Raw genomic sequence first — 23,875 nt, forward strand, 5'->3', positions numbered from 1 at the left:
CGCCAAAGTTACCCATCCGTAATTATGACTTTTCCTTTGAATAATATAAACGAGATTGTTAGTATACATGTATCTTCTCCGATTTCCATTAAACACCTTTACAATTTCATATAAATATTTTATTCCTACCTATACCGCATTCCCAAACTATTAAACTTCTATCCTTTCTAACAAGTATTTTGAGTCTCCAATATTAATTAGCTTTCTTAAAAAATTGAATTCTTTGGAGTAAACCATCTGTAATAATGATATTCCCTTGACTATCCACATCTATTCCTTGTGGTGAGAAAAACTGCCCTGACATACCATTAAAACTTCCAAAAGACTCTAAAAAATTCCCATTTTCATTGTAAATATTCACACGATTATTAGAAGTATCTGTGACATATACCGTATTATTTATATCGATTTCAATTCCTATTGGCAAAAAAAGATCTCCTGGACCCTCTCTCCAATTTTCTAGTGGATCTAAGTTTCCAGCTCCATGATTTGTACCCCATTTTGTAAGAAAATTACCCTCATTATCAAATTTTTGAATCCTATTATTAATCCGATCAACAACATAAACATTATCTTTTGAATCAATTGCTAATTGCATAGGTTGAAAAAACTCTCCCTCTCTACTTCCTTTTCTCCCCCATTCTTTCATATATACAAAGAATGGATTAAATTTTTGAATACGATGATTTTCTGAATCAGCTATAAATATGTTTCCTTTACTATCAATAGCTATTCCAGATGGAAATTGAAAAAAACCTGGTAATACTCCAAATGAACCATATGAAGCAAGCGCTATCCCTAAATTGGTAATTTTTGGATACGATGATTTACAGAATCAGATACATACACATTATTGTAACGATCCGTTGCAATCTGTCTTGGAACAAAAAACTGTCCTGGAAGACTTCCGAACCTAAGTGGCCCACCAGTACCAAATAAACTTCCCCACTTAGCAACAATCTTCCCAGATATATCATATTTCAAAATTCGATTATTAAAAGAATCAGATACAAAAACATTTCCATTCGTGTCTCTTTCGACATCATAAGGTCCTGCATATTGTGTATTTCCATTCCTTTCATTACCTATGGTTTTCTTCATTACCGCTGTTAGGCCTACCTCATTATATAAAAGTACACGATTATTTCCCGTATCTGTTATATAGATATTCCCTTTACCATCCGGAAAAACTTGATTAGGATAAACAAACTGAAAAAAGTTACCTACTGTATATAAAAATTGATCTTTATTTGTAAATTTCATTATCCGATTGTTATATGTATCTGCTACATATAGCGATCCAGATGTTGAGTCAAAATTTATTCCTCTTGGATGGTAGAATTGATATGGGCCTAAACCTGCAATTCCTGTTCCGATTACTCGCTGAAACTCCCCTTTTTTATCAAACACTTGAATACGATTGTTATAAGTGTCTGCAATATAGACCTCGTCTTGTTTATTTATCGCAATTCCTTGTGGTAAAGCCACTTCTCCATTCGCCTTTCCATAACTCCCTATTGTTTGAATATACTGCCCATCCGGGCTATATTTTTGAATACGATGATTGTATTCATCCGTAATATAGTAATTGTTATCGCTATCTACTGCAATTTCCCTAGGAAACGAGAACTGCTCACTTCCTTTACCTTTTGTGCCCCAACTTTTAATAAATTGAAACTCCTCATTAAATTTTTGAATACGATAATTCGCTGTATCCGCAACTAAAATGTTACCTTCTTTATCAACAGCAATACCAAATGGCATATTAAACTGTCCCGGACCTTCACCTAAAGTTCCTGTAGCATCAACAACTTCTCCATTCTTATCTATTTTCAAAATCCTATTATTCCCCATATCAACAACATACAAAAATCTTTTTGCATCCCTTGCCATCGCCACTGGTGTCCTTAGTAACTTAGAAGTATCTAGCTCACTCCCCCATGATTTCACATATTTTACAGCAGAGGCACTTCCTACAGAAGCAAACATCCCTAGACTCACAATAACAATGAAAAAACAACATATAATTTTTTTGATAAAATCCATGCTTACTACCATCTAATCACAGTAGCTGCCCAAGTATACCCAGTACCTGCACTAACCACTACTGCAATATCTCCAGGCTGTAATTTCCCTTGCTCATTTGCAAAATGAAGACCTATACATGGGTCAAGTGCTGACATATGCCCATAATGATCTAAATATACAACTTGCTCTTCTACTAAGCCCAGTCCCTGTAACAATTCTATTAGCATAGAGCGTTTTGTATGCAGTGGTAACAATACTTTAATATCTTTAGGAGTAAATCCACTTTTTCTTAACGCCTCCCGAATAACCTTATCAAAATTAGGGGTTGAAATTGGATCTAAACGTTCTTTCATACTAATAGGATCTATTACATCAATATAATGTTGTCGATTCTCAACTGTATCATAGCTCGCAACCTGCTTCGATCCACCAGCTGGAATACGAACATCGTCATGAAATGAACCATCCGTTATAATCGCACTGCCTAATATTTCACCGTTGCTAGCTCCCTTTTTTACTAAAGCTGCACTTCCGCCATCAGCAAAATTAAACATAAAACGTGAGCGTGGATTATCATAATCTACAATTTGAGATTCTTTACATCCACCTACTAATAATATATTTTCAATTGATTTATCAGAGTAGAGCATATCTTTTGCGACTTTAAGAGCAATGGGAAAGCAAGAACTAACATTCATAATTTCAAAAGCATAAGCATTTTTCAATCCAAGTTCATGCTGAATTTTTGGGGCACTAGACCATACGTGGTAATCTTTATGTGGACTGCCAAAATAAATGACTACATCAATAGATTGAGGATCTACTTGTAATAATATTGGCTTTGCAGCAGCAATAGCTAAATCTGATGCATGCATCGTTTCGTCTGCGACATGTTTTTCATATAACCCAAACTTTTCTATAATAATATTCTCAGGAATACCTGTTTTTTTAGATAAATCTGCGGCCGTCTCTACGTCTTTTGGGAAGAAAACACCAGTTGCTTCAATCCCAATTCTCATTAGACAATTCCTCCTTCTTTTGGCACCATCATAGTCGCTACACCTGTTAACACTAAATCTCCTTTTTGGTTATGACACTCAGTTAACAATTTCAAAACTCTCTTTTCTATCATAAATTCTTGTACTGTTGCCGTAGCTGTAATCGTATCTCCTATAAAAACTGGCGCTGTAAATTTAATAGTTTGTTCCATATAAACGGAACCCTTTCCTGGTAAATGAACGCCTAACAATTGTGATAATAAACTAGAAGTTAATAAACCATGTGCGATTCTTTGATTAAATCTAGTTTGTTTCGCATACTCATGATCAATATGAATTGGATTAAAATCCCCACTTAAACCTGCAAATAGTACAAAATCTGTTTCCGTTATTGTTTTACTACATGATGCCTGTTGACCGGAACTATACATCGTCATCTTTTCACCTACTTTTCAGTTGATTTGCTAACTGTGCTTTTTGAATTTTACCAGTTGCATTTTTAGGCAATTCCTCTAGAAACACAATTTCTTTTGGAACTTTATATTTGGCTAGAAATAAACGACAATGATCAATGACTTCCTTTTCAGTTAATACACTGCAACTCTTTTTCACAATAAAGGCGATTGGAATCTCTCCCCACTTTACATGTTGTGTACCAATTACTGCTACCTCACATACTTCTGATAGTTTATTAATAACTTGCTCTACTTCAAGGGGATAAATATTTTCACCACCGGAAATTATCATTTCTTTTTTTCTACCGACAATGTATACAAAACCATCTTCATCAACTCTAGCTAAATCTCCCGTATATAACCAACCATCTTGAATCGTTTCTTCTGTTGCATCTGGCCGATTCCAATACCCTTTCATGACATTTGGCCCTCTTATTAGTAACTCTCCAACTTCACCAATCTCAACTTTTTTTTTGTTTTCATCAATAAGTACATAATCACAAAACAGAACCGGTTTTCCAATTGAGCCTACTTTACGTCTTGCATCTTCTTCTGAAAGCATAAATATGGTTGGTGATGTTTCAGTCATACCAAAGCCTTGACCAAATAAAAACCCTCTATCTATAAATTCTCTCATCAACTCTTCTGGACATGGTGCACCACCGTTATAAAACCAGCGAACTGATTGTAAATTTGTAGTTTCAAACTTTGCGCAATTAATTAATGCTTGGTGAATTGTAGGTACTCCCATTACAACAGTCACTTTATATTTTTCCATCATAGAAAGAGCTATGGTTGGCTCAAATTTTCTCGGAACAATGATTATTCCACCTGCAAATAAAGTTGGAAATGCGAATAAACCAATCCCACCAATATGAAATAAAGGCAATAACACAATGGAGCGGTCATGAACAGTTAGGTCAATCGCAAATGTATTATTAAGCGCATTCCAAAACATATTCTCTTGTGTAAGTACAGCTCCTTTCGGTTGTCCTGTTGTCCCCGAGGTATAACATATAATAAAGGATGCGCTTTCATTTATCTCTTCAAAGTTGTCAATTTTTCTATCTTCTATTTCTTTTAAACTTTTAATCGAAATAACTCTTTGTACATATGTTACATTCTGCATTGACAGTGCCATATTTTGAAATGTTTCCTCTACAAATAAAACTGTAGCTCCACTATCTTTTAACTGAAATATAAGTTCATTTTCTGTTAACCGTATATTCAGTGGAACAGCAATGCATTCTACTTTCGCTATAGCAAATAAAAGCACAATATATTCCAAGCTATTTTGTGATAAAATAGCTATCCTCTCTCCTTTTTGCACATTTAAATCGTAAATTAAATATGCTGCTACTTTACTCACATACTCATGTAACTGTTTATATGTTATCTCCTCTTCTTCCGTAATAACGGCAATGCGATCTGGATGTAAATATGCTCGTTTTTCAATCCAATAAGCAATGCCTTGCATATTTCCCCACTCCCCTATCTCTTTCTCAATCCTTCAAATATTAATGACATCGCTGCTTCAAATACCTTTTCCGGAACATCTTTCTCTTCCCAATACCCCCACCGCATTCCTAGAAATTGACCAATTGACATAAGACAATACGCAATTGTTTCTTTATCAAGTTGTTTAAACTCTCCTGCTTCCATACCAGCCGACAAACTTTTTAAAAATCCATTTGCGAGCTTTGCATAGTACCATCTATATAAATCATCATCAACAACTACCGCCTGTTGTACTATGTTATATAGATTAGGACGATCTTTTACCCATCGGAAAAATGCCTGAAAACCTCTTCTTTGCGCCTCTTCATAACTTGATATCCCATTCATTTCTTCTTTAATAATTAAGCGTAACTCACGGTTCAATCTACGAATCAATTCATCAAATATATCTTTTTTAGCTGGAAAGTAATTATAGAAAGTTCCGTGCGCTACCTTTGCTTCTTGCGTAATATTCACGATAGAAGCCTCATAATATCCTTTACTACCAAACACCTCTTCTGCAGCACACAATAATTTTTCTCTCGTTTCCAGTCCTTTTGTTGTTAGGTTTTTTACATCCATTATTATTTTTTCTGACACCTGAATCACCTCTTAGATTTGATTATAAATACATTTCTGAATTTTACAATTATTTTTGTTAGACAAAATCCGCCACGTCTTTTTCTACATACAAAAAAGACTAACTTAAAAATAAGTTAGTCTTTTAATCTTAATTAGAGTTGCGTTCTACCTTCTCTAACCCTTCAACCAATTGTTTCTTATCTAGCCCTTCTCCTATTACTACTAAGTTTGTCGGGAAACCGAAGTCTTGCTCCAGTAAAGTTGGTACGCCGAACGAATATTGGAATAGATGCGGGTATTTATCTCCATGGAATTTCACAAATCCTTTTACGCGATAAATACTATCTGGTAAATTCGAAAGCCATTCGTATAATTTATCTTGATCAATCGATTTCGTAAATTGATACGTCATCGTTTGTATATGTAAATGCTGTTTGACATGTAGTGTCTCATGTTCTCCATCACTCGTAAATTCAGCTTCTTCTATATCTTTTAAAGATATATTACAATACTTTGTTTCAAACAATTTCGCATGATTATTTATTGCTTTTACGTCTTCAAGTACTTTGTTCTTATCCGAATCTGTTAATAAATCTAATTTATTAATAAGAATATGACTTCCATATTTCATTTGCTCATGTAATAGCTGTTGTACATTTGCACTTAATATACTTCGGTTTAACCATCTTACTGCATCTAATACGACTACTATAGATTTCACTTCAAGGAAAGGGGCTAAAATTGGTGATACACATGCATCTAACACTTCAATTGGATGTGCGACACCTGTTGTTTCTATATAAATTACATCTGGTCTTTCTTGTTGATATAAAGAATGTAATTGAATTTCAAGCTCTTCTTTTAACGTACAACAAATACATCCTTTCAGAAGTTCCCTTAACACATTCTCTTTTCCAATAATATCTGTATCTACCGAGTATTCACCGATTTCATTCATCAAAACTGCAACTTTTCGATTTTTCTTCTTTTCTGCTAATAATAAATTTTGCAGCAATGTTGATTTTCCGCTACCTAAAAAACCACCTAATATATGAATTTCTACTTTACTCATTCGACCGACCATCCATTTCTCTACTTCAAATTTCTTCAAAGCGTAATTATTACGATTTATATTTATCATTTTATTAAAAGAATACCTATTTGTAAACAAAACTGCTAGATTATCGTTTCATTTTCCATTCACTTCATGAGCAACTCTAATTCCAGACTCAATCGCTCCTTGCATCCATCCATGTGTTAATGTCGTATGTTCTCCTGCAAAGTGCACTCTACCCGCTGGCGGCGTAATATATGGAAACAATTCAAGCTCTTGCCCTGGTTCAAAAGCTGTAAATGCTCCGCAAGAATACGGATTTTGACTCCAGCTAAAAGATTCTCCCGCAACATACTCACTATAAACCACATTTCCATATATTTGCGCTAAATTTTTCAACGCATAACGAATACGTTCTCTATTCGAGAGACTATCCCACGTTAACGCCTCATCTGCCCACGTATAACTCACTAAAACGATAGCCGCCCCTGGTGTATGAATGCCGTAGCTCGGATAATATGTAAAGCGGATAGGTAAATCTGTAATTGACTTACCACCATATTGTCCTGCTCTTTCCCAAAATCTACTTTTAAACTCTATCGCAATTTTAGTTGAAGCAATATAATTTAATTCACGAATTGCCCGCCTTTTATAATAAGAGAATAAATGATATGGCTGAACTTCTACAAATCGCAAAGCTGAAAATGGAATTGTGACAATAGCGATGTCACCAGTTACTATAAATGAATTTAACGTTTGTTCATGTGTTACTTGCATCATTACTTTATTATCTTCCTGTATAATTTTTTCTACTTTATACGACATAAAAATATTATCCTTTAGCTCTGGTAAAAATGAATTTGGTAATTTATCCATTCCACCCGTTATCTCATAATATTTCGTCTTTGAAGTGAACAAGATCATTTCGCGTAATACTTCAATTAATGACATTCCCATGTATGCTTCCATATCAAGAAGTACTCCGATCATATCTATTGCCCCATCTGAATAATACTCGGTTAAAAATGAACCGAGCGAATATGTTTTATACTTTTTTTCAACAATAATCCAGTTTTTATTAGGATCTTTCTTAATATAATTAAGTATCGGTTCCAATACCTCTAACATTAATCCTTCTGCCGTTTTCCCCTTTTCTTTATCTAAAACTGGATATCCAAGTACACTTGGGTCCTTTTCAAACACATCCAATCTCGTTCTTTTGTTATTCGTATAAATTATATCTGAAGAAGTTTTATTAATAAAAAGGTTTAACGGTAGTTTAAATTTACGAATGTAGGCTAAAGTTAAATCATGAGTATCCGGAATACGCATAGGACCTGCGTTAAAATATAATCCTGCACTAAATGGTTCCCGAATCGTATACACCCTGCCACCTATTCTGTTATTTGCTTCTATAATCGTTACCTCGTGCCCAGCCTCTTTTAATAAAGATGCTGCAACTAATCCAGACATCCCTGCACCGGCAATTGTAATCCGTTTGGGGTTATTTGTTTTGGCAAGCCCTTCATGAATAATTTGAAGCATTTCTTCCATCGATAATGGATTCCCCATGCCAATTCCCCTTTTATGAAGGATTTTACTGAATTATATTCGTTTAACAGGATTCCTATGTTTCATTCAAGTAATTGAGCGGATACATTTTCAATTACTTGAATATCTTTTATAAAATGTAATAAAATAGATATGAAACTATAGAAGTAAGACGTATTATCTTACATAATAAAATTAATGAAATTGCGAGGAATTTTGAAATGAAAAAAGGTATTAACCGTGTTGTATTAGTAGGAACAGGAGCAGTTGGGTGTAGTTATGCTTACTGCATGATTAACCAAGCTGTAGCTGAAGAATTTGTTTTAGTTGATGTAAATGAAGCAAAAGCTGAAGGAGAAGCAATGGACTTAAGCCATGCCGTTCCTTTCGCACCAGCTCCAACAAAGGTTTGGAAAGGTAGTTATGAAGATTGTAAAGACGCAGATCTTGTTGTAATTACAGCTGGATTACCACAAAAGCCAGGTGAAACACGTTTAGATTTAGTTGAGAAAAATGCTAAAATTTTCAAGCAAATTGTTCGTAGCATTATGGATAGCGGCTTTGACGGTATCTTCTTAATCGCAACAAACCCTGTAGATATTTTAACTTACGTAACTTGGAAAGAATCTGGATTACCGAAAGAACGCGTAATCGGTTCTGGTACAACTCTTGATTCTGCTCGTTTCCGCTATATGTTAGGTGAGTACTTCGATATTGGACCTCATAACATTCACGCTTATATTATCGGAGAGCACGGTGATACAGAACTTCCTGTTTGGAGTCACGTATCAATTGGTATTCAAAAACTACAAACGCTTCTTGAAAAAGACAACACATATAACCAAAAAGATTTAGATGATATTTTCATAAACGTGCGTGATGCAGCTTACCATATTATTGAACGAAAAGGTGCTACATACTACGGTATCGGCATGTCACTTTTACGTGTCACGAAAGCAATCTTAAACAACGAAAACAGCGTATTAACTGTATCAGCATATCTTGAAGGTCAATACGGCCAACAAGATGTTTATATCGGCGTACCTGCTGTTTTAAACCGCGGCGGTGTTCGTGAAATTTTAGAAGTTGAACTAAGTGAAGAGGAAGAATTAAAATTCGATCACTCTGTTCAAGTGTTGAAAGAAACAATGGCTCCTGTTCTTTAATCATATTTTTCAATCAAAAAAGCAATCCGATTTATATTGGATTGCTTTTTTATATTTTTATAGTTCCCCCTCAATTTAAGCGGTAATATTATCTATAAAAAGGGGTGATTTCATGAATGATTCTTTGACGATTGCAATCCTCTTACTAGCTGTAGCATCCTTAATACTTTTCCTCTTCTTAATCATCAGAACGCTATTCCCAACTAAAAAATATGATAAGAATCTCGGATTGATTCTAATTATTTTAAGCTTGTTAGCAATACCGATAAGTATCTTCCTTGTAGGAGGATGGGCAGGTATGGGAGTTAGTGTAATCGCAGTCTTTATTTTTGCTGCTGTTATTATAGCTTTAATTGCAAATACCTTTATTAAACTACCTCCTCCAAAGAAAAAATAATAAATGACCGATGTTTTCATCAAGAGAAAACATCGGTCATTTTCTATCACTTATTATCTTTAATCGGTTCATCATTATTTACATCAAGTACATCTAATAAAAAGATAAAGATTGGAATCCCAATAATAAGCCCCCATATTCCGAGGAAATGCTCTGAAAAGATAAGAATCATAAATGTATAAAAAACAGGTAAATTCGTTTTTGCAGACATAAATTTTGGATTTAATAAATAACTTTCAAGAGCGTGGATTACTGTAATGAACACTAGTATGTAAACAACATACACAACCCCGCCGACGTTATAGGCAATGATACAAAGTGGAAACAAGGAAATGATAACACCAGCAACCGGAATCAAACCGAGTAGAAAGACCATGACAGCCAATACAAGAAGCTGTGGAAATCCTAAAATGACAAGTGCAATTACAGTGAGTACACAATTTACAACCGCAATTAAAAACTGTGCTTCAATCACTTTTCCGAACGATCTTGCAAACCTTTCACCGAAATATGCAATCTCCTCATAAAAAATTTTCAGCTTACTATCTTTAAATTTCGAAGTAAATGCTATAATGCGTTCTTTTTCTAATAGGAAAAATAAGCTTAAAATAAGAGAAAGTAGTATTTGTAAACTGACTTTTCCTATGTTTGCTATCGATTGATAAATGACATCTACACCTTGTTCTATATATTTCGATACTTCCATTCCATTAATTGTCGAAAGTGCATATTTAATTATCTCGTTATCAGGTGGGTTTTGAAAAAACAATTTAAATTGATAAATTAATTGTGAAATTTGTATCGTTAGTACAGGCAAATATTTATATAGTGTAGTTACAATAAACGTCACTAACACAATATATAAACAAGCAATAACCACTTTCCTATTTACTTTCAATTTTTTTGAAATAAACTTTTGAAATCGATCCATCAAAAACGTGAGAATAAACGTAATTAATATTAAATTAATCATACTTTTTAATCCATACAATACAAGCGCTAATATTATTAAAACGAGAAACCGTTGAAACCCTCTGCTTCGAAAGAAATTTTTCACTTCATTCATTAAGAATTAACCTCTCCCTTCAATGGATGGAAATCGGATATATTACATTTTATGAACTTCTATAGACAATCTTTCTTACTAATTGGAAAGAATCCTTTTTTTCTTTTTTATTGTCGGATTTTTTTATCTAATACTTTTCTAAAAACTACTTTATCAACTCTATATTTTATGAGAACGTCTATTTTTAGACTGTTGCTCCTTAGTAGATTTTTCATATTGAAAAAAGAGAGTTATCTATCACTTAACTCTCTAGAAAAATGCTAAATGAAAAGCTTAATTATTTCTTTTTTGCATTTGCTTCGCTAACAATTCCTTCACTTGGTTATACGTTAACCCTGAATTTTTGTTTAAACGCTTTACTTCCTCGACATCAGTACCTACCACTGTATATTTTTTCTCATCACTCATATTTCCACTTCCTTTTTCACCAGATCATTTCTTATATTTCTTCCCTAAACTCTTGTCAACTACCCCCACTGAGATGAAGCGTTTCAGTGGGGGCTTGAGTTAGAACGCTAGGTCTTTTCGTCTATCGCTAGACAGTTTGACGCTCTAGAATTCATGCCACCTTACAGTAACACCCCAAGTATGTTTTTGGTTGGTACTAGAAACGAACAATCGTTTCCCCACTTGCACCACCCTTTCGAAAAAGAGCAGTTCTTCCTTATAGAAGAAGCCACCACTCAGATGAATCCGGCGTGTGCTACAAGCCCCGACAAGTCGAGTACACATGGATGGTTGACGCACCCACTAAGCTATGCACAAAGCAACAGCCTTACGTTTTTGCACTTTTAATAGAATCGGCGTTTTTACTTTGAGATTGTCATCCAATTCTACAACTTTTGATTTTTGCAATGTATTCAACGCACCATTAATATCAGCGTGAATACATTTTCCTGATTTACTTTGATACATTCCACGAGTGATTCGTTTGCCACTAAAGCGATAATGCGTCCTGTCTTCCTTAGACCAAACTGGAACCCTATCTTTGTCAAGAAAACTAGCTTTTGAAGTATAGCTTTCTTCTTGTTTCAAAAATCGGATGCCTTCTTTTACACATTTATTCTCAATTGCTGCAATCAGTTTATGAAATGGGATTTGAACAAATTTTTGGTTATTCTTTTTTCCCATATCAGATTTTTGTTTCCAACCAGTGTTATACCCTACGACAACCGTATCTATACTGAATGCTTTCACTTTTTTGAACAACAAACCTACAGTTTGTGAAATGTAACCATTTATTTGTCTTTCTCGTTTATGCCAAAGTGCAGCCATTTTGTTCGTTACAACTCGTTTTGAAAGTCCATTTTCCACATTTTTCAGTTGCAGATTACGTATCATTTTGTTGAAGTACTGGTTAATGGATTTAAGTTTTTTTCCATCAATTAAAAATGTGTCACCTGTATTTGTTGCGCAACTTACTAATCTGTCTACACCTAAATCGCAACTCAAAGCGTTACTAGTAGTCGTGGATTGCTTCTTCATTTGAGAAACGTGCATCTCATATGTATAATGCACCTCAAAGAACCGACCTTTTTGCTTGGGTACAATCTCAATGTAGAAATTTTTTTTATTTCTTAAATTTTTAGGCATACGTATTTTAATGGAACCGATTTTTTTTCTGAATGCCACATTCATCGGAATCATCCAATACCCGTTATCATCCACTTTTGGAACTTGATAGATTTCAATGATTCGTTTGTCCGTTGAACCAGAATAATTCGGAAACCTAGGACGGCCTGTGAATGTTTCCGGTTTTTTCTTCCACTGTTCCCATGCTTTAAAAAAGCTTTTTACTTCTGTAAATAAGGATCTACGAATCGCTTGAACAGAGTTTGATTGGACGCCCGAGTAGTTCATATCAGCTTGCATGGCAGTGTCCACTTCTTTTACAGTAGTCATCTTGTTATTATTCAGATAACTTTGTTTAATCGTGTACAATCCAACATTTCGCAACGCTTTTGAACTATGTGACATGCGTTGCAGTAAACGAAATTCTTTCGCAGTAAGGCAAGCTCGTCCGATATTCTGTTTCTGAGTGAAGCGTTGCATGTTTTCTCTTTTCTTTTGTTTACGTAATACTTTCACTGCTTTCTTTCTACCCATTGTTTTCACCACCTTTCTCAGGGGGTTCATTAAAATCATTTCATTCCTTGTGATTCAATGTACTTACGGATAGAACCTATAGGTGCACCGCCCGTTGTTAAAAGACAATAACTTCGAGACCAAAACATTTCTTTCCATAGATCATGTTTTATCTTAGGAAAATCTCGTTTCACGAAACGAGAACTAACACTTTTGTAACTGTTAATCGCTTTTGACAAATCAATGTTTGGAACTGAACGGAACAAAACGTGAACATGGTCTTCATCGTGATTCCATTCTTCTACAGTAATTCCTTTTGGCTCAAGCAACCGAATGAAGTGCTCTTTCAGATAATCTGAAATTTCATCGTTCATCACTTTTTTACGGTATTTAATAACCAAAACTAAATGATAGTAGAGTAAGAACACTGAATGATTATTATTATCTAATTTCGTTGTCATATATATTGTCTCCTTATCTACGACTAATTATATCGCAAGACGCAAAAGAAACAAATATTCGCTCTTTAAAAAATTGTTATGAACGAAACAAAAGAGTTCAGCCTACCTTCTGACGGCAATTCATCTCCACCTGAATTGTTGGGTTTCACCCGTAACACAAATCAGATGGAGTCTTCTTGCCGAAAAGGATAAATTAACACACATAAGCTGTACTAAATTAAATAGACTATGTTCAATAACTAAAAGGAGTTCTGTTGCGTAAGAGGAATAGATAAAAATATGTCGAATTTATATACTTATTGAATTTAAGGACATGGAGGATGCATTTTGAAAACATATGAGTTTAAACATAACATTCCAACATTGGAAGAGTACAAATATTTGTGTGATTCTGTTGGATGGACTAATTATATGAATTTTGAAGTAGCGGATACTTCACTGAAGCATTCTATTCACTGCATCACGGTCAAAGATAATGAAAAAATTGTGGGCATGGGGAGAATTGTTGGTGATGGATCTATCTATTTCTATATTCAAGATATAGTGGTTCATCCGGATTATCAGAAACATGGTATTGGGAAAGAAATAATGCATCTTTTGGTTGCATACTTAAATGAGACTGCCCCTGATAAGGCGTTTGTCGGTTTATTTGCATCACAAGGTAAAGAATCGTTCTATGAAAAATTTGATTTTAAAAATTACTCACCAAACATGACGGGGATGTTTACTGTCATTTCAAAAACATGATAGATTTTTAATTGTAGGGAAAACTTCGATTCATATGAAAGAAATTATTCTTGCAGTAACCTTTTCCACAATCGCATTTAAACATTACATACGAAAGGAGAGTACATATATAGCTATATATGTACTCTCCTTTCATTTATTTAACTCTGTATATATTAAATTTCTTAATAAAATTTCACTACATCTTCAGTAGGTAAGAATGTTCTTTCCCCTGGTTGTTCATTTGGCTCACCAAATGGCATTTGTCCTACTAAACTCCACTCCGCTGGAATATTCCATGTTTCTTTCACTTCAGCATCTACGATTGGATTGTAATGTTGTAATGATGCGCCAATTCCTTCAGCTGATAATAACATCCATACAGTATGTTGTAACATTGCATTACCTTGATGAGACCAGAATGGGAATTGATCTTTATATAACGGTGCATTTTCTTGCATTTTTTCTACAGTTGCTTGATCTTCAAAGAATAGAACTGTTCCTACACCTGCATGGAAGCCTTTTAGTCTTTCTACTGTTGCTTCAAAATTTTCTGCTGGCACGCGTGATCTAAGTGTTTCTTTTACGATATCCCAAAACTTTTCATGCTCTCCATCCATTAATACGACCATACGGCCACTTTGCATATTGAAAGAAGTTGGTGCGTGTAAAGCTGTTTTTAATACTTCTTCAATTCTTTCTTTTGTAATTGTAGCGTTTTTTGTTACTTTACGAATTGAACGACGGTTCACGATTGCTTCTTTTAAGTTTGTTGTAGTTGCTGACATTTTAATTCCTCCAAATATATGTTTTATTATTTTTATTTAAACAAATCAATTTGAGTCTTTCATGCAAGACGAATTAGCAATATCCATCCGCCTTACATTGCATACCTTCAAATGAATTTGTTTTATCCTTTTCGATTTCTTTATCAATTACTCTTTCTAGCGTTTCTTTACTAGCAAGTCCTTGAATGACTTCATCTCCAATCATGACAGTTGGAACAGCCATAATATTTGCTTCATCATATGCATGCTGAATTGCTTCTTGATGTTTTTCTTTATATTTACGATTTACTAAAGCATCTTTAAATTCAGCTTCAGGAAGCCCTACTTCTACCGCTAATTTCGTTAATACATCAATATCTTCAATGTTTTGCTCTTCTTGGAAAAACGCAGTAAATACTCGGTGATGATACTCATTTCCAAGTCCACGCTCTTTCGCGAATTGGCACCCTTCAAAAGCTAAATGTGTATATGGATGCGGAGAAACGCGTGGCAGACGCATTTCAACCCCTAATTTTTTTGCAGTAGGAAGAATGAAAGAATCCCATGAACCTAACTTATCTGGCTCGTTCCAAGGATCTATTTTAGAATATGGACTTGGACGCAATTCAAATGGCATCCATTCGATTTCTACATCTTTCTCTTTCGCTACTTCATCTAATGGTCCTTTTGCTAAAAAGCAAAACGGGCATATAAAATCTGAGTATACTTTCATTTTTACAGTCATATCTTTTACACCTTACCTTCTTTTTATTTTTAGATGTAACCAAAACAGTTACAATTTTAAGAAAAAAATATGCATTCTCTTTTAGAGACTTGCAATTATCATATTATGCTTTCATTTTTTGTTGTAAAGATTCAAATAACTGCCCCATCGTAATATTTCTCAACACTTCTTCCATCGCAGATTGCGCCTGAACTAAAATAACCTCTAAAACAGCTTGAATATTCGCCCCAATTGGACAGTCTGGATTCGGTTTTTCATGAATGTGAAATAGTTTGTCTTCTTCCACTACATTCACTGCATGATACACATCTAATAATGTGATTTCATGTAAATCCTTTAATAATCCCGCGCCACCTGGTCCGCGATTTACGTAAACAAATCCAGATTGTTTCAAGTAAGACATTATTTTACGAATGACTACCGGATTTGTATTTACACTCTCGGCCATATAGTCTGAAGTGCAAACTGAAGATGGATTGTTTTTCAAAATAGATAAAATATGAACAGCTATAGAAAAGCGGCTACTAATTTTCATCGTGATCACCACCTCGATGTAATCATTATAGTTACAACTGGAATATAAGTCAATCCTTTTTACAAATTTTTTAAAGCAAATAAAAAAGTGCCCCATTACAATATATGAGACACCTCTTCTTATTCTGCAAATAAGTCTTGAAATTCTTCAATAAATAGCTGCACAGCGATTGAAGAATCCTTTAATGAAGGAACAGCTAAAGCAATTTCTCTCCATACTTGTGGTTCCAATTCTCTCGTTTGTATATTCTTTGGTAAACTCGTTAAAGATAACTCAGCCAAAATTGCGATTCCTAATCCTTCTTGAATCATATTTAAAGCTGTTGTAACTGTGGAAATTATATATTCAGCCCGAAGTGGTACGTTCGCTTGTTTAAACATATCGATAATGGGTGGTTCGTACCCACCCTTACATAATATGATAGGTTCATTCTCTAAATCACCTATTGTAATAGAATCGTTCTTACAAAGAGGATGATCCTCTCTTAAGACAACAACCATTTTCCCCTTCGTTAAGGGCACAATCTCCATATCTTTATTAGGCAAAATAACAATTCCTATATCAACAACCCTCGATACTAACCAATCTTCAACTTCTTTAATCGTACCTTCACAAAGAACGACTTCTAAGTTCGGATACTTCTCCTTAAAAAGATTTATCATTTTGGGTAAGAAATGTGCAGAAGCACTCGGAAAACTCCCAATTCGAATCGTCCCAACTTCGTGCCCTTTCTCCATCGCTACTTCTTGTTCAATCTTCTCAACGCCGTTTAAGATTTCTCTAATATGTACAAGAATTCTATTTCCAACATCCGTAACGATTAGCCCTTTTCGTTTATCGCGTATAAGAATGGTAACTCCTAACTCTGACTCAATGCTTGAAATCGCATGACTTACAGCTGGCTGTGTCATATTTAACATCCCGGCAGCCTTCGTAAAACTCCCTAATTCAACCGTTTTAATTAAAACTTGAAGTTGTGTAATGGTCATAACTAATCACTTATACTCCTTATAAAAAAGATTCATTTTATTTATCATAGTCGATATCATATCATAGTGAAATGGAATACAACAAGGAGGGATTACAGTGACACAGCTTTCTCGAACTAAGACTGCCATAATCCTTACATTTCTCGTTATTATGTGGGGAATTAATTGGCCGTTATCAAAATTCGCTCTGCATTACACACCACCCGTACTCTTTGCAGGGATTAGAACATTAATAGGAGGATTTATCTTACTTACTTTCGCATTACCGAGATACAAACAATTAAATTTAAAGGAAACTTGGCATTTATACTTTATTTCATCTTTACTCAATATTATTTTGTTTTACGGACTACAAACTGTCGGACTTCAGTATATGCCCGCCGGACTCTTCTCCGCAATCGTATTTCTCCAACCTGTCTTACTCGGCATTTTCTCATGGATTTGGCTTGAAGAATCTATGTACGGCTTGAAAATTTTCGGACTTATTCTTGGATTTATTGGTGTTGGGGTTATTAGCTCTAGTAGTTTAACTGGACATATTTCTATTATCGGTGTACTACTTGCTTTAGGGTGCGCTATCGGCTGGGCACTCGGCACAGTATTTATTAAGAAAACTGGACACCGCGTTAATGCCATTTGGATGGTAACACTTCAGCTTATTATTGGCGGACTTTGCTTAATCGGATTTGGTTCAGAATTTGAGAGCTGGTCTAACATCGCTTGGAGTATACCATTTGTAAGTGTACTACTATTCATCTCGTTCTTTGTTATTGCAATGGGATGGCTCGCTTACTTTACACTTGTAGGAGCTGGTGAGGCAAGTAAAGTTGGGGCTTATACGTTCCTTATCCCACTGATTGCTATTATTGTAAGTTCAATTTTCTTACATGAGGCCATTACAATTAGCTTATTCATCGGACTTTTATTTATTATCGTAAGCATTTGTTTTGTAAATATAAAGCCGAAAGCACTTGCTGTAAGGCAGCAAGTTGAAGTGAAATAAATAGATATGAGAAAGAGTCTACCACTTGTAGGCTCTTTCTTTTTTACCATTTTATCAGTACAGTCACTTAACATCTTAGCAAAAGGAAAATTTTCCTTTTTTATTGTATGATGATAATTAAGTAGAAAATATTATCTCTAATACATATGTATGGACTAACAATTCTAATCATAAGGGGGAATTATATGGTTTTACAGTATAAAGAATTTGGAGATTCAAGTTCTCCACTTATGGTTTTTATTCATGGGGGCGGAGTCAGTGGATGGATGTGGGACAAACAAATTAAACATTTTACTAACTTTCACTGCCTTGTTCCTGATTTACCCGAGCAAGGGGAAAATAGTAGTAAGGGTCATTTTTCAATACACCTTAGTGCTGAAAAAATCATTGAATTAGTTGAAGAAAAAGGACAAGGTAAAACTGTTATAGTAATCGGTTTTTCATTAGGTGCTCAAGTATTAATTACAATGCTCAGCATGAAACCAAACTTAATTCAATACGCTATGATAAATAGCGCATTAGTTAAACCAATTCCTTTCGCTAAAACATTAATAAGATCCCTTGGCTTAACCTATCCACTTATAAAGAGTAAGACGTTTTCCAAAATACAAGCAAAATCAATGTACATAGATGAAACACAATTTGATAACTATTATCATGAAAGTTGTCAAATAAGTAAAAATACATTTGTGAGGATATTAGAAGAAAATATGTCGTTTACAATACCAAAAGGTTTCGAGAATGCTAGTAGCAATATATTAGTGACTGTTGGAGAAAACGAAAAAAGAATCATGAAAGACTCGATGACTGCAATCCTTGAAAGCAATCCTAATTGCACAGGTATTATCATTCCTAAAATCGGTCATGGAATCCCTTTAGCAAATCCCAAACTATTTAATACTTTAATTGAAAACTGGCTTAAGCATAATAACCTACCAGAAGAAGTAATGACAGTCAATTGAGTTCCTTATCTTAATAAACCATGTTGTATTTGTAGCTCTAATCCCCCTCGAAGCTGCTTAATCTCAAAATTTTATTAACAAAGGTCTCATTACTTTCAATGAGACCTTTCAATGTTCCCTACTTTTTACGACGTACTACAAAAACACACGTACCTACGGAAGATACAATCGCTAAAACTGATAAAACAATTGCTATTGTTTGCATATTACTTGTACCTTCATTTTTTTCCACACTAGATACTTCACCATGTTCTCCTGTTAATGATGTACCTTTTGCAATCGTAGTAAGTGAATGGGGCTTTTCAGCTTTCTCACCGCCTGTCCATTCAACAATTCCTCCATCTTTATATTGTTGATATGCATTCCAAGCTATTTGTTGCTCTTTATCTGGATTTTTAGCAACGAAAGTAAATCGTTGGAACTGACCAGGTAAAATCCCTTCTCCTGTTGCTTCCCATATTACAGTTTTAACTTTTCCAGCTGCATCTTTTTGTTCTTCCACTTTCCACCCTGGCACTGGCTCGTACTGTTGAAACTCGACTCCAGACGGTATTTTCAGTGTGACTTTTGTTGTTGCCATATTCTTTTCAACAGGTACCTTTATTGTATAAGTCTCCCAAGAGCCAACGTCAGAAGTTGCTGGTTTCACAGTTACGTGAGCACTAACAGGTAACGAAAAAATCCCCATTGCAATTATTGTTGCGATCATTGTTGTTCCTAATTTTTTTATACGTTTCATTTTCTATAAACTCCTTTTCATTTATAACGTCTTTTTTATCTGCCACCTACAATAAATTTATAATCCGTATCGAAACTATCAAGAGATTTTGTTAATCCGTGAACTTGTATATTCCAGTTTCCTGTCATGTTAATATACATACCTTCCGCTTCATATTCTCCCGGTGACACTGCCGAAACTTTAAATGAACCTTTGCCCATATTCATATCTAAAGATTGAGTCGTCAATACAATTTGTTCCATATCAGTAACAGGCTGTCCATTCTCATCCTTCAAAGTAATATGAAATGTATTCTGTCCTACCTTATTAGGACTTACATGTAAAGTAAGTTCATATCCATTATCTAATTGTTTACTCTCTGTAAAAGGTCCCGTAGGAGGCATCGGCGGCGTTTGTACATTTGTCATAAACGCTACGATTACGAAAACGATAATTCCAATGATAAACTCTACTTTCACCGTGGCTCCTAACCTTTGCTGCGCTCGCATTCTCCCTTTCACATAATGAATAATTCCCAATATCCCCATACACACGAATAAAAGTATCTTTGCTAATAAGGCTAATCCATACTTCGTATCAAATAGGGAATGGATCGTGGGAATAAAAAATGTACTGTTAAAAAGACCCGTTAATAAAATCACAATGACAGCACCTGTTGCCCATGGCGAAAAACGCTTAATCGCATCCCAATACATAGTCCACTTCTCATCCTCTTTACGTAACAGAAGAACAATCGATGATAGCCCCCCCATCCATAACGAAGCTGCGAATAAATGCAGAAAGTCCATAACGACAGCAATTTCTTTAAACTTTAATCCATATGCATGACTATTGAAAGCTTTCATAACAAGTAAACCAATAAACAATAGTATTGGAATGCTCCATACTTTAAACGACGAAAGCTTCTCACGCTTCACTGCAAAATATGTAACAATCATAAGCGTACTAATAAGAGCCATTTGAGTGATCCATACATAACCAAAAACAGATAGCTGTAATGTTTCTTTTAATAATATAGGATCGAACGCTTCTAACCATGAAACATCAGCATTTATTTTCGCCTGCAATGGTAGATTGAATAGTAAACTAATAAATATCCCAAATAATGATATCCATATTATTTTCTTACTCCTCGACTGAACTTGACTTGCACTTCCTTTATAAAGGATAAGGTTAAATAATAGAACACCGATAAATAGAGAAAAACTTGTATATAAAATTCCGCGTTCCATAATCATATCGATTTGGGGAACATAGCCCATCTCTTCTACTTTTATATCATCTGTTCCCGCTTCTGCTGATCCAATACGGAATGGAATAACTCCTTGAATTGGATGTCCATCAGCTGAAATAGCCTTCCACTGAATAGAGTAAAGACCATTTTTGAGATTCTCTTTTAACCCAGCTTCTAATATTTTTTTGTTTTTCTTATCAATATGCGCATCTTTTAAATCTACTCTTTTACCTGAGGTATCTCTTACGAACAATGTATTAAAACTTGAAACTTGTATGTCCTCATCGAATTCAATTTTCACAACAGATGGTGCTTTCTTTAACGTTTCATTTTCAGCAGGATTTGATTTCACAACATACGCATGAGCGGATGCGCTTTTTGGTATCAATATGATCAACACGCACGCAATTAATAGCCATGCCCCTAACCTTCGTATTACTTTCACAATCATTTCACTTCTTTCTTTTTCGTCACTACACTTTCATTACTTTTTACTTCTCAAGTTTTATTTCTTGATAAAATATTAACCTGATTAAGTATAAGGATTTATTTAGTATCACTCTCTATTTATTCCTCACCTCTACGCTTCTAATATAATAGTAGCTACCTTCATAGATATTACTAATATTTTTAAAGTTAATTATCATTATAGCATAAAATATATTTATGTAAGTTCCCTAAGAAGAAAAGTTATCGTGAATCATTTGTGAAGAAAATGTGAAATACATAAAGTGAAACTTTAATCAGTGGGACTTTTACGGGCATTCGATCTCCCACCTAACTCCCTCGCATTCTCCGACTTTTGAAGCGGGAATCTTATTGCCAACAAATAGCGGGATAAATAAAAAAGGTATTACGTTATTACGCAACACCCTTTCTCCATAATACACTTCCTTTACTTCTCTTCCGGATAATCACAATAATTAATGATCGTGCCCTCTGTATCCGCTAGGTTAAGATAAATTAATCTTCTACCATGCTTATTCATTCGAAGTGTATGCTCTTCCATTCAAATACCTTGTTCTTTAAATATGTTGTGTTTCAACACATTCTTTCCCTATTTTTAAATTTCATTTTCTTTTTTAGGGTTCATTTCAATTATTTTTAACAGCTGTTGTACCCTTTTATCATATGTATGTTCGATTAGCGTTCTCTTCAGCCCTTCCATCGCAATTTTCTTTCTTTGTGCCGGGTTCGATAAATATCTTTCAGCTTTCTCTATAAAATCAACCGCTGAGGTAAATGTCTCAATTTGTACCCCTGGAATATAACACTTTTCTAAATCTGAACGAATATCCGTCATTTGAAAAGAACCTGTACTAGCTATTTCGAATGTACGATTATTAATAGAACAAGCATTTACTTTTACTCTATTTCTATTAAATGTTAAATCCTCTATCGAGCGATGTATATTCATGTTAATTTTACTTTTTTTGTAATATCCTATACTGTTTTCGTAAACCAAAAATGGTAAAAGTAAAATTTTATCTTTCAATAACTCATAACTTTTTAGTCTATCCCAATTACAACCTATAATTAGAGTGTTTTTAGTCACTAAGTACTCTGCAATTGAATCAATAAATGCGAGCCGATTATCAAAAGCAGTCCCTATGAAACTAATATCAAATATGTATTCCTCTTCCCTAAGTATCGGCGTATATACAGGAGGTTCTGCTGCTAAAGGCAAATAATATACATTATCACAACCTAAATCTTTATAAAAATCAATACATCCTGTATCTTGCGTAAACACATAATCATAATCAAGCACTAAGTTTTTCGTCACATCTGTAAAGTAAGGGTCATCTGTAAGCCAGAGTGCAGTTTTAAAGTTGTATTGTTTTAAATCTTGAATTCCCTTAATTATCCCTTCTTCAAAACCATGAAATACAATAATGAGTGCCGGTTTTATCTTTAAAGCCGTTTTCACCAAGTTTTCGTATGTTACCATCGTTACATTACGAATTGCCTTTTTTAAACTATTATATATAGATTCCTCTAGCGCCGGAAAATAGACAGGAACACTAGATGTAACAAATAATACGTTAAAATTTTCAGCACTATTTGAAATCTCCACAGATAACCACTCTCCAATACATGAAATTCACAATTTATATTATATGTATTGCATAAAATATATAGTTGGTTATAAAGCACTCTTTTTCTTTCATATATTACTGTGCAAAATGAGGATTGCTTACCCTATAGTCGGCTCCATTTGCTCGCAAATACTAAAAAAAATCATGCCCACTCCTACAGGATAGTGGATAGCTTCTCATAATATATATTCAACATTCCGAAATACTTTCGTCGAAATATTGAAAAGTATACAAATAAAAAGGCGTTACATTAGTACGTAACACCTTTCACAAAAATACACTTCCTTTATTTCACTTCCGGATAATCACAATATTCAATAATCGTCCCTTCCGTATCTGCTGGGTTAAGGTAAATTAATCGTCTACCATGCTTATTGATGCGAAGCGTATGTTCTAACGTTCGAATCCCTTGTTCCTTTAATTCTTCTAAAGCTACATCTAAATCGTCTACACGATACGCAACATGATGGACACCTTTCCCTTTTTGCTTTATAAATCGTGCTATTGGAGAAGTTGTATTATTCGTTGGCGCAAGTAATTCGATTCTATCACCATCAACTTCAAGAATAGCTACTTCGCTTTCAACACCAGGTGCTTCACTTACGTATCGATCTATTAAAGTTCCTGATAAAACCTTTTCATAAAAATGTATCGTACTATCTATATCACGAACTGCGATCCCGATATGGTCAATTGTTTTTTTCATTTTATTTCCCCTACTACTTTATTTTTTCTA

Annotated in this window: 23 protein-coding genes and 2 pseudogenes; 5 read left to right on the forward strand and 20 right to left on the reverse strand. The window is 34.4% G+C overall.

Annotated elements, in window-relative coordinates; all coding sequences use genetic code 11:
• Nucleotides 1-193: 193 nt before the first annotated feature.
• The 7 genes and pseudogenes from JFU20_RS05545 to JFU20_RS05575 form a co-directional block, all read right to left on the reverse strand.
• A pseudogene (locus JFU20_RS05545) lies at nucleotides 194-1,989 on the reverse strand (NHL repeat-containing protein).
• Between the two features lie 62 nt (nucleotides 1,990-2,051).
• The gene (locus JFU20_RS05550) at nucleotides 2,052-3,047 is read right to left on the reverse strand and encodes a 3-oxoacyl-ACP synthase (RefSeq protein ID WP_001219349.1); all 996 of its coding nucleotides are present in this window, start codon (nucleotides 3,045-3,047) and stop codon (nucleotides 2,052-2,054) included.
• Nucleotides 3,047-3,463 (reverse strand): MaoC family dehydratase, encoded by a 417-nt coding sequence (locus tag JFU20_RS05555; RefSeq protein WP_002064880.1) that lies wholly within the window; start codon nucleotides 3,461-3,463, stop codon nucleotides 3,047-3,049. The genes JFU20_RS05550 and JFU20_RS05555 overlap by 1 nt, the downstream gene beginning before the upstream one ends.
• 4 nt (nucleotides 3,464-3,467) lie before the next feature.
• Nucleotides 3,468-4,958 (reverse strand): o-succinylbenzoate--CoA ligase, encoded by a 1,491-nt coding sequence (locus JFU20_RS05560; protein WP_201038422.1) that lies wholly within the window; start codon nucleotides 4,956-4,958, stop codon nucleotides 3,468-3,470.
• Nucleotides 4,959-4,972: 14 nt separating this feature from the next.
• Nucleotides 4,973-5,578 (reverse strand): TetR/AcrR family transcriptional regulator, encoded by a 606-nt coding sequence (locus JFU20_RS05565; RefSeq protein ID WP_201038423.1) that lies wholly within the window; start codon nucleotides 5,576-5,578, stop codon nucleotides 4,973-4,975.
• Nucleotides 5,579-5,708: 130 nt separating this feature from the next.
• Complete coding sequence (locus JFU20_RS05570; RefSeq protein WP_201039214.1) at nucleotides 5,709-6,632, reverse strand: CobW family GTP-binding protein; 924 nt, start codon at nucleotides 6,630-6,632, stop codon at nucleotides 5,709-5,711.
• A gap of 117 nt (nucleotides 6,633-6,749) precedes the next feature.
• Entirely contained in the window at nucleotides 6,750-8,186 is a 1,437-nt protein-coding gene (locus JFU20_RS05575) for a flavin monoamine oxidase family protein (protein ID WP_201038424.1), read from the reverse strand.
• Nucleotides 8,187-8,386: 200 nt separating this feature from the next.
• On the opposite strand from JFU20_RS05575, the gene JFU20_RS05580 reads away from it, so the two are divergent.
• Nucleotides 8,387-9,331 (forward strand): L-lactate dehydrogenase, encoded by a 945-nt coding sequence (locus tag JFU20_RS05580; RefSeq protein ID WP_002064875.1) that lies wholly within the window; start codon nucleotides 8,387-8,389, stop codon nucleotides 9,329-9,331.
• Nucleotides 9,332-9,443: 112 nt separating this feature from the next.
• The gene (locus JFU20_RS05585; RefSeq protein ID WP_002086206.1) at nucleotides 9,444-9,728 is read left to right on the forward strand and encodes a YesK family protein; all 285 of its coding nucleotides are present in this window, start codon (nucleotides 9,444-9,446) and stop codon (nucleotides 9,726-9,728) included.
• 46 nt (nucleotides 9,729-9,774) lie between these two features.
• On the opposite strand, the gene JFU20_RS05590 is transcribed toward JFU20_RS05585, so the two are convergent.
• From JFU20_RS05590 to tnpA, 4 genes are all read right to left on the reverse strand, one after another.
• Complete coding sequence (locus tag JFU20_RS05590; protein ID WP_061674157.1) at nucleotides 9,775-10,794, reverse strand: AI-2E family transporter; 1,020 nt, start codon at nucleotides 10,792-10,794, stop codon at nucleotides 9,775-9,777.
• 273 nt (nucleotides 10,795-11,067) lie between these two features.
• Nucleotides 11,068-11,202 carry a hypothetical protein gene (locus JFU20_RS30390; RefSeq protein WP_002086208.1) on the reverse strand — a complete coding sequence of 45 codons (135 nt, stop codon included), beginning with the start codon at nucleotides 11,200-11,202 and terminating at the stop codon, nucleotides 11,068-11,070.
• A gap of 342 nt (nucleotides 11,203-11,544) precedes the next feature.
• Nucleotides 11,545-12,900, reverse strand: coding sequence for an RNA-guided endonuclease TnpB family protein (locus JFU20_RS05595; protein WP_201038425.1), 1,356 nt, complete (start codon nucleotides 12,898-12,900; stop codon nucleotides 11,545-11,547).
• Between the two features lie 35 nt (nucleotides 12,901-12,935).
• A complete protein-coding gene (gene tnpA / locus JFU20_RS05600) occupies nucleotides 12,936-13,340 on the reverse strand; it encodes an IS200/IS605 family transposase (RefSeq protein ID WP_002031793.1) in 405 nt (134 codons plus the stop codon).
• 327 nt (nucleotides 13,341-13,667) lie between these two features.
• Here tnpA and JFU20_RS05605 point away from each other — a divergent pair, with 327 nt between their 5' ends.
• Nucleotides 13,668-14,087 (forward strand): GNAT family N-acetyltransferase, encoded by a 420-nt coding sequence (locus JFU20_RS05605; RefSeq protein ID WP_078178803.1) that lies wholly within the window; start codon nucleotides 13,668-13,670, stop codon nucleotides 14,085-14,087.
• A 164-nt stretch (nucleotides 14,088-14,251) separates the two neighbouring features.
• Here JFU20_RS05605 and JFU20_RS05610 read toward each other — a convergent pair whose 3' ends face one another.
• From JFU20_RS05610 to JFU20_RS05625, 4 genes are all read right to left on the reverse strand, one after another.
• On the reverse strand, nucleotides 14,252-14,854 hold the full coding sequence (locus tag JFU20_RS05610; RefSeq protein WP_002012304.1) for a nitroreductase family protein: 603 nt from the start codon (nucleotides 14,852-14,854) through the stop codon (nucleotides 14,252-14,254).
• Nucleotides 14,855-14,927: 73 nt separating this feature from the next.
• The gene (locus JFU20_RS05615) at nucleotides 14,928-15,578 is read right to left on the reverse strand and encodes a DsbA family oxidoreductase (RefSeq protein ID WP_002135718.1); all 651 of its coding nucleotides are present in this window, start codon (nucleotides 15,576-15,578) and stop codon (nucleotides 14,928-14,930) included.
• A 103-nt stretch (nucleotides 15,579-15,681) separates the two neighbouring features.
• On the reverse strand, nucleotides 15,682-16,113 hold the full coding sequence (locus JFU20_RS05620; protein WP_002186124.1) for an Rrf2 family transcriptional regulator: 432 nt from the start codon (nucleotides 16,111-16,113) through the stop codon (nucleotides 15,682-15,684).
• A gap of 119 nt (nucleotides 16,114-16,232) precedes the next feature.
• The gene (locus JFU20_RS05625; RefSeq protein WP_002012297.1) at nucleotides 16,233-17,102 is read right to left on the reverse strand and encodes a LysR family transcriptional regulator; all 870 of its coding nucleotides are present in this window, start codon (nucleotides 17,100-17,102) and stop codon (nucleotides 16,233-16,235) included.
• A gap of 97 nt (nucleotides 17,103-17,199) precedes the next feature.
• On the opposite strand from JFU20_RS05625, the gene JFU20_RS05630 reads away from it, so the two are divergent.
• Nucleotides 17,200-18,105: a DMT family transporter gene (locus JFU20_RS05630; protein ID WP_002165959.1), complete on the forward strand. Its 906-nt coding sequence runs from the start codon at nucleotides 17,200-17,202 to the stop codon at nucleotides 18,103-18,105.
• Nucleotides 18,106-18,290: 185 nt separating this feature from the next.
• The gene (locus tag JFU20_RS05635; protein ID WP_201038426.1) at nucleotides 18,291-19,067 is read left to right on the forward strand and encodes an alpha/beta fold hydrolase; all 777 of its coding nucleotides are present in this window, start codon (nucleotides 18,291-18,293) and stop codon (nucleotides 19,065-19,067) included.
• Between the two features lie 118 nt (nucleotides 19,068-19,185).
• Here the strand turns inward: JFU20_RS05635 and JFU20_RS05640 are convergent, their stop codons facing one another.
• From JFU20_RS05640 to JFU20_RS05660, 5 genes and pseudogenes are all read right to left on the reverse strand, one after another.
• Nucleotides 19,186-19,806, reverse strand: a complete 621-nt coding sequence (locus JFU20_RS05640) for a YcnI family copper-binding membrane protein (RefSeq protein ID WP_201038427.1) — start codon at nucleotides 19,804-19,806, stop codon at nucleotides 19,186-19,188.
• 35 nt (nucleotides 19,807-19,841) lie between these two features.
• Nucleotides 19,842-21,491 (reverse strand): copper resistance CopC/CopD family protein, encoded by a 1,650-nt coding sequence (locus JFU20_RS05645; protein WP_201038428.1) that lies wholly within the window; start codon nucleotides 21,489-21,491, stop codon nucleotides 19,842-19,844.
• 444 nt (nucleotides 21,492-21,935) lie between these two features.
• Nucleotides 21,936-22,043, reverse strand: a pseudogene (locus JFU20_RS05650) (glyoxalase); the annotation flags it as partial.
• A 60-nt stretch (nucleotides 22,044-22,103) separates the two neighbouring features.
• Nucleotides 22,104-23,117, reverse strand: coding sequence for a CgeB family protein (locus JFU20_RS05655; RefSeq protein ID WP_002012286.1), 1,014 nt, complete (start codon nucleotides 23,115-23,117; stop codon nucleotides 22,104-22,106).
• A 308-nt stretch (nucleotides 23,118-23,425) separates the two neighbouring features.
• Nucleotides 23,426-23,845: a VOC family protein gene (locus tag JFU20_RS05660; RefSeq protein WP_002086225.1), complete on the reverse strand. Its 420-nt coding sequence runs from the start codon at nucleotides 23,843-23,845 to the stop codon at nucleotides 23,426-23,428.
• Between the last annotated feature and the right edge of the window lie 30 nt (nucleotides 23,846-23,875).

The organism is Bacillus sp. TH30 (assembly GCF_016650875.1).
In the GTDB taxonomy this organism is placed as follows: domain Bacteria; phylum Bacillota; class Bacilli; order Bacillales; family Bacillaceae_G; genus Bacillus_A; species Bacillus_A mycoides.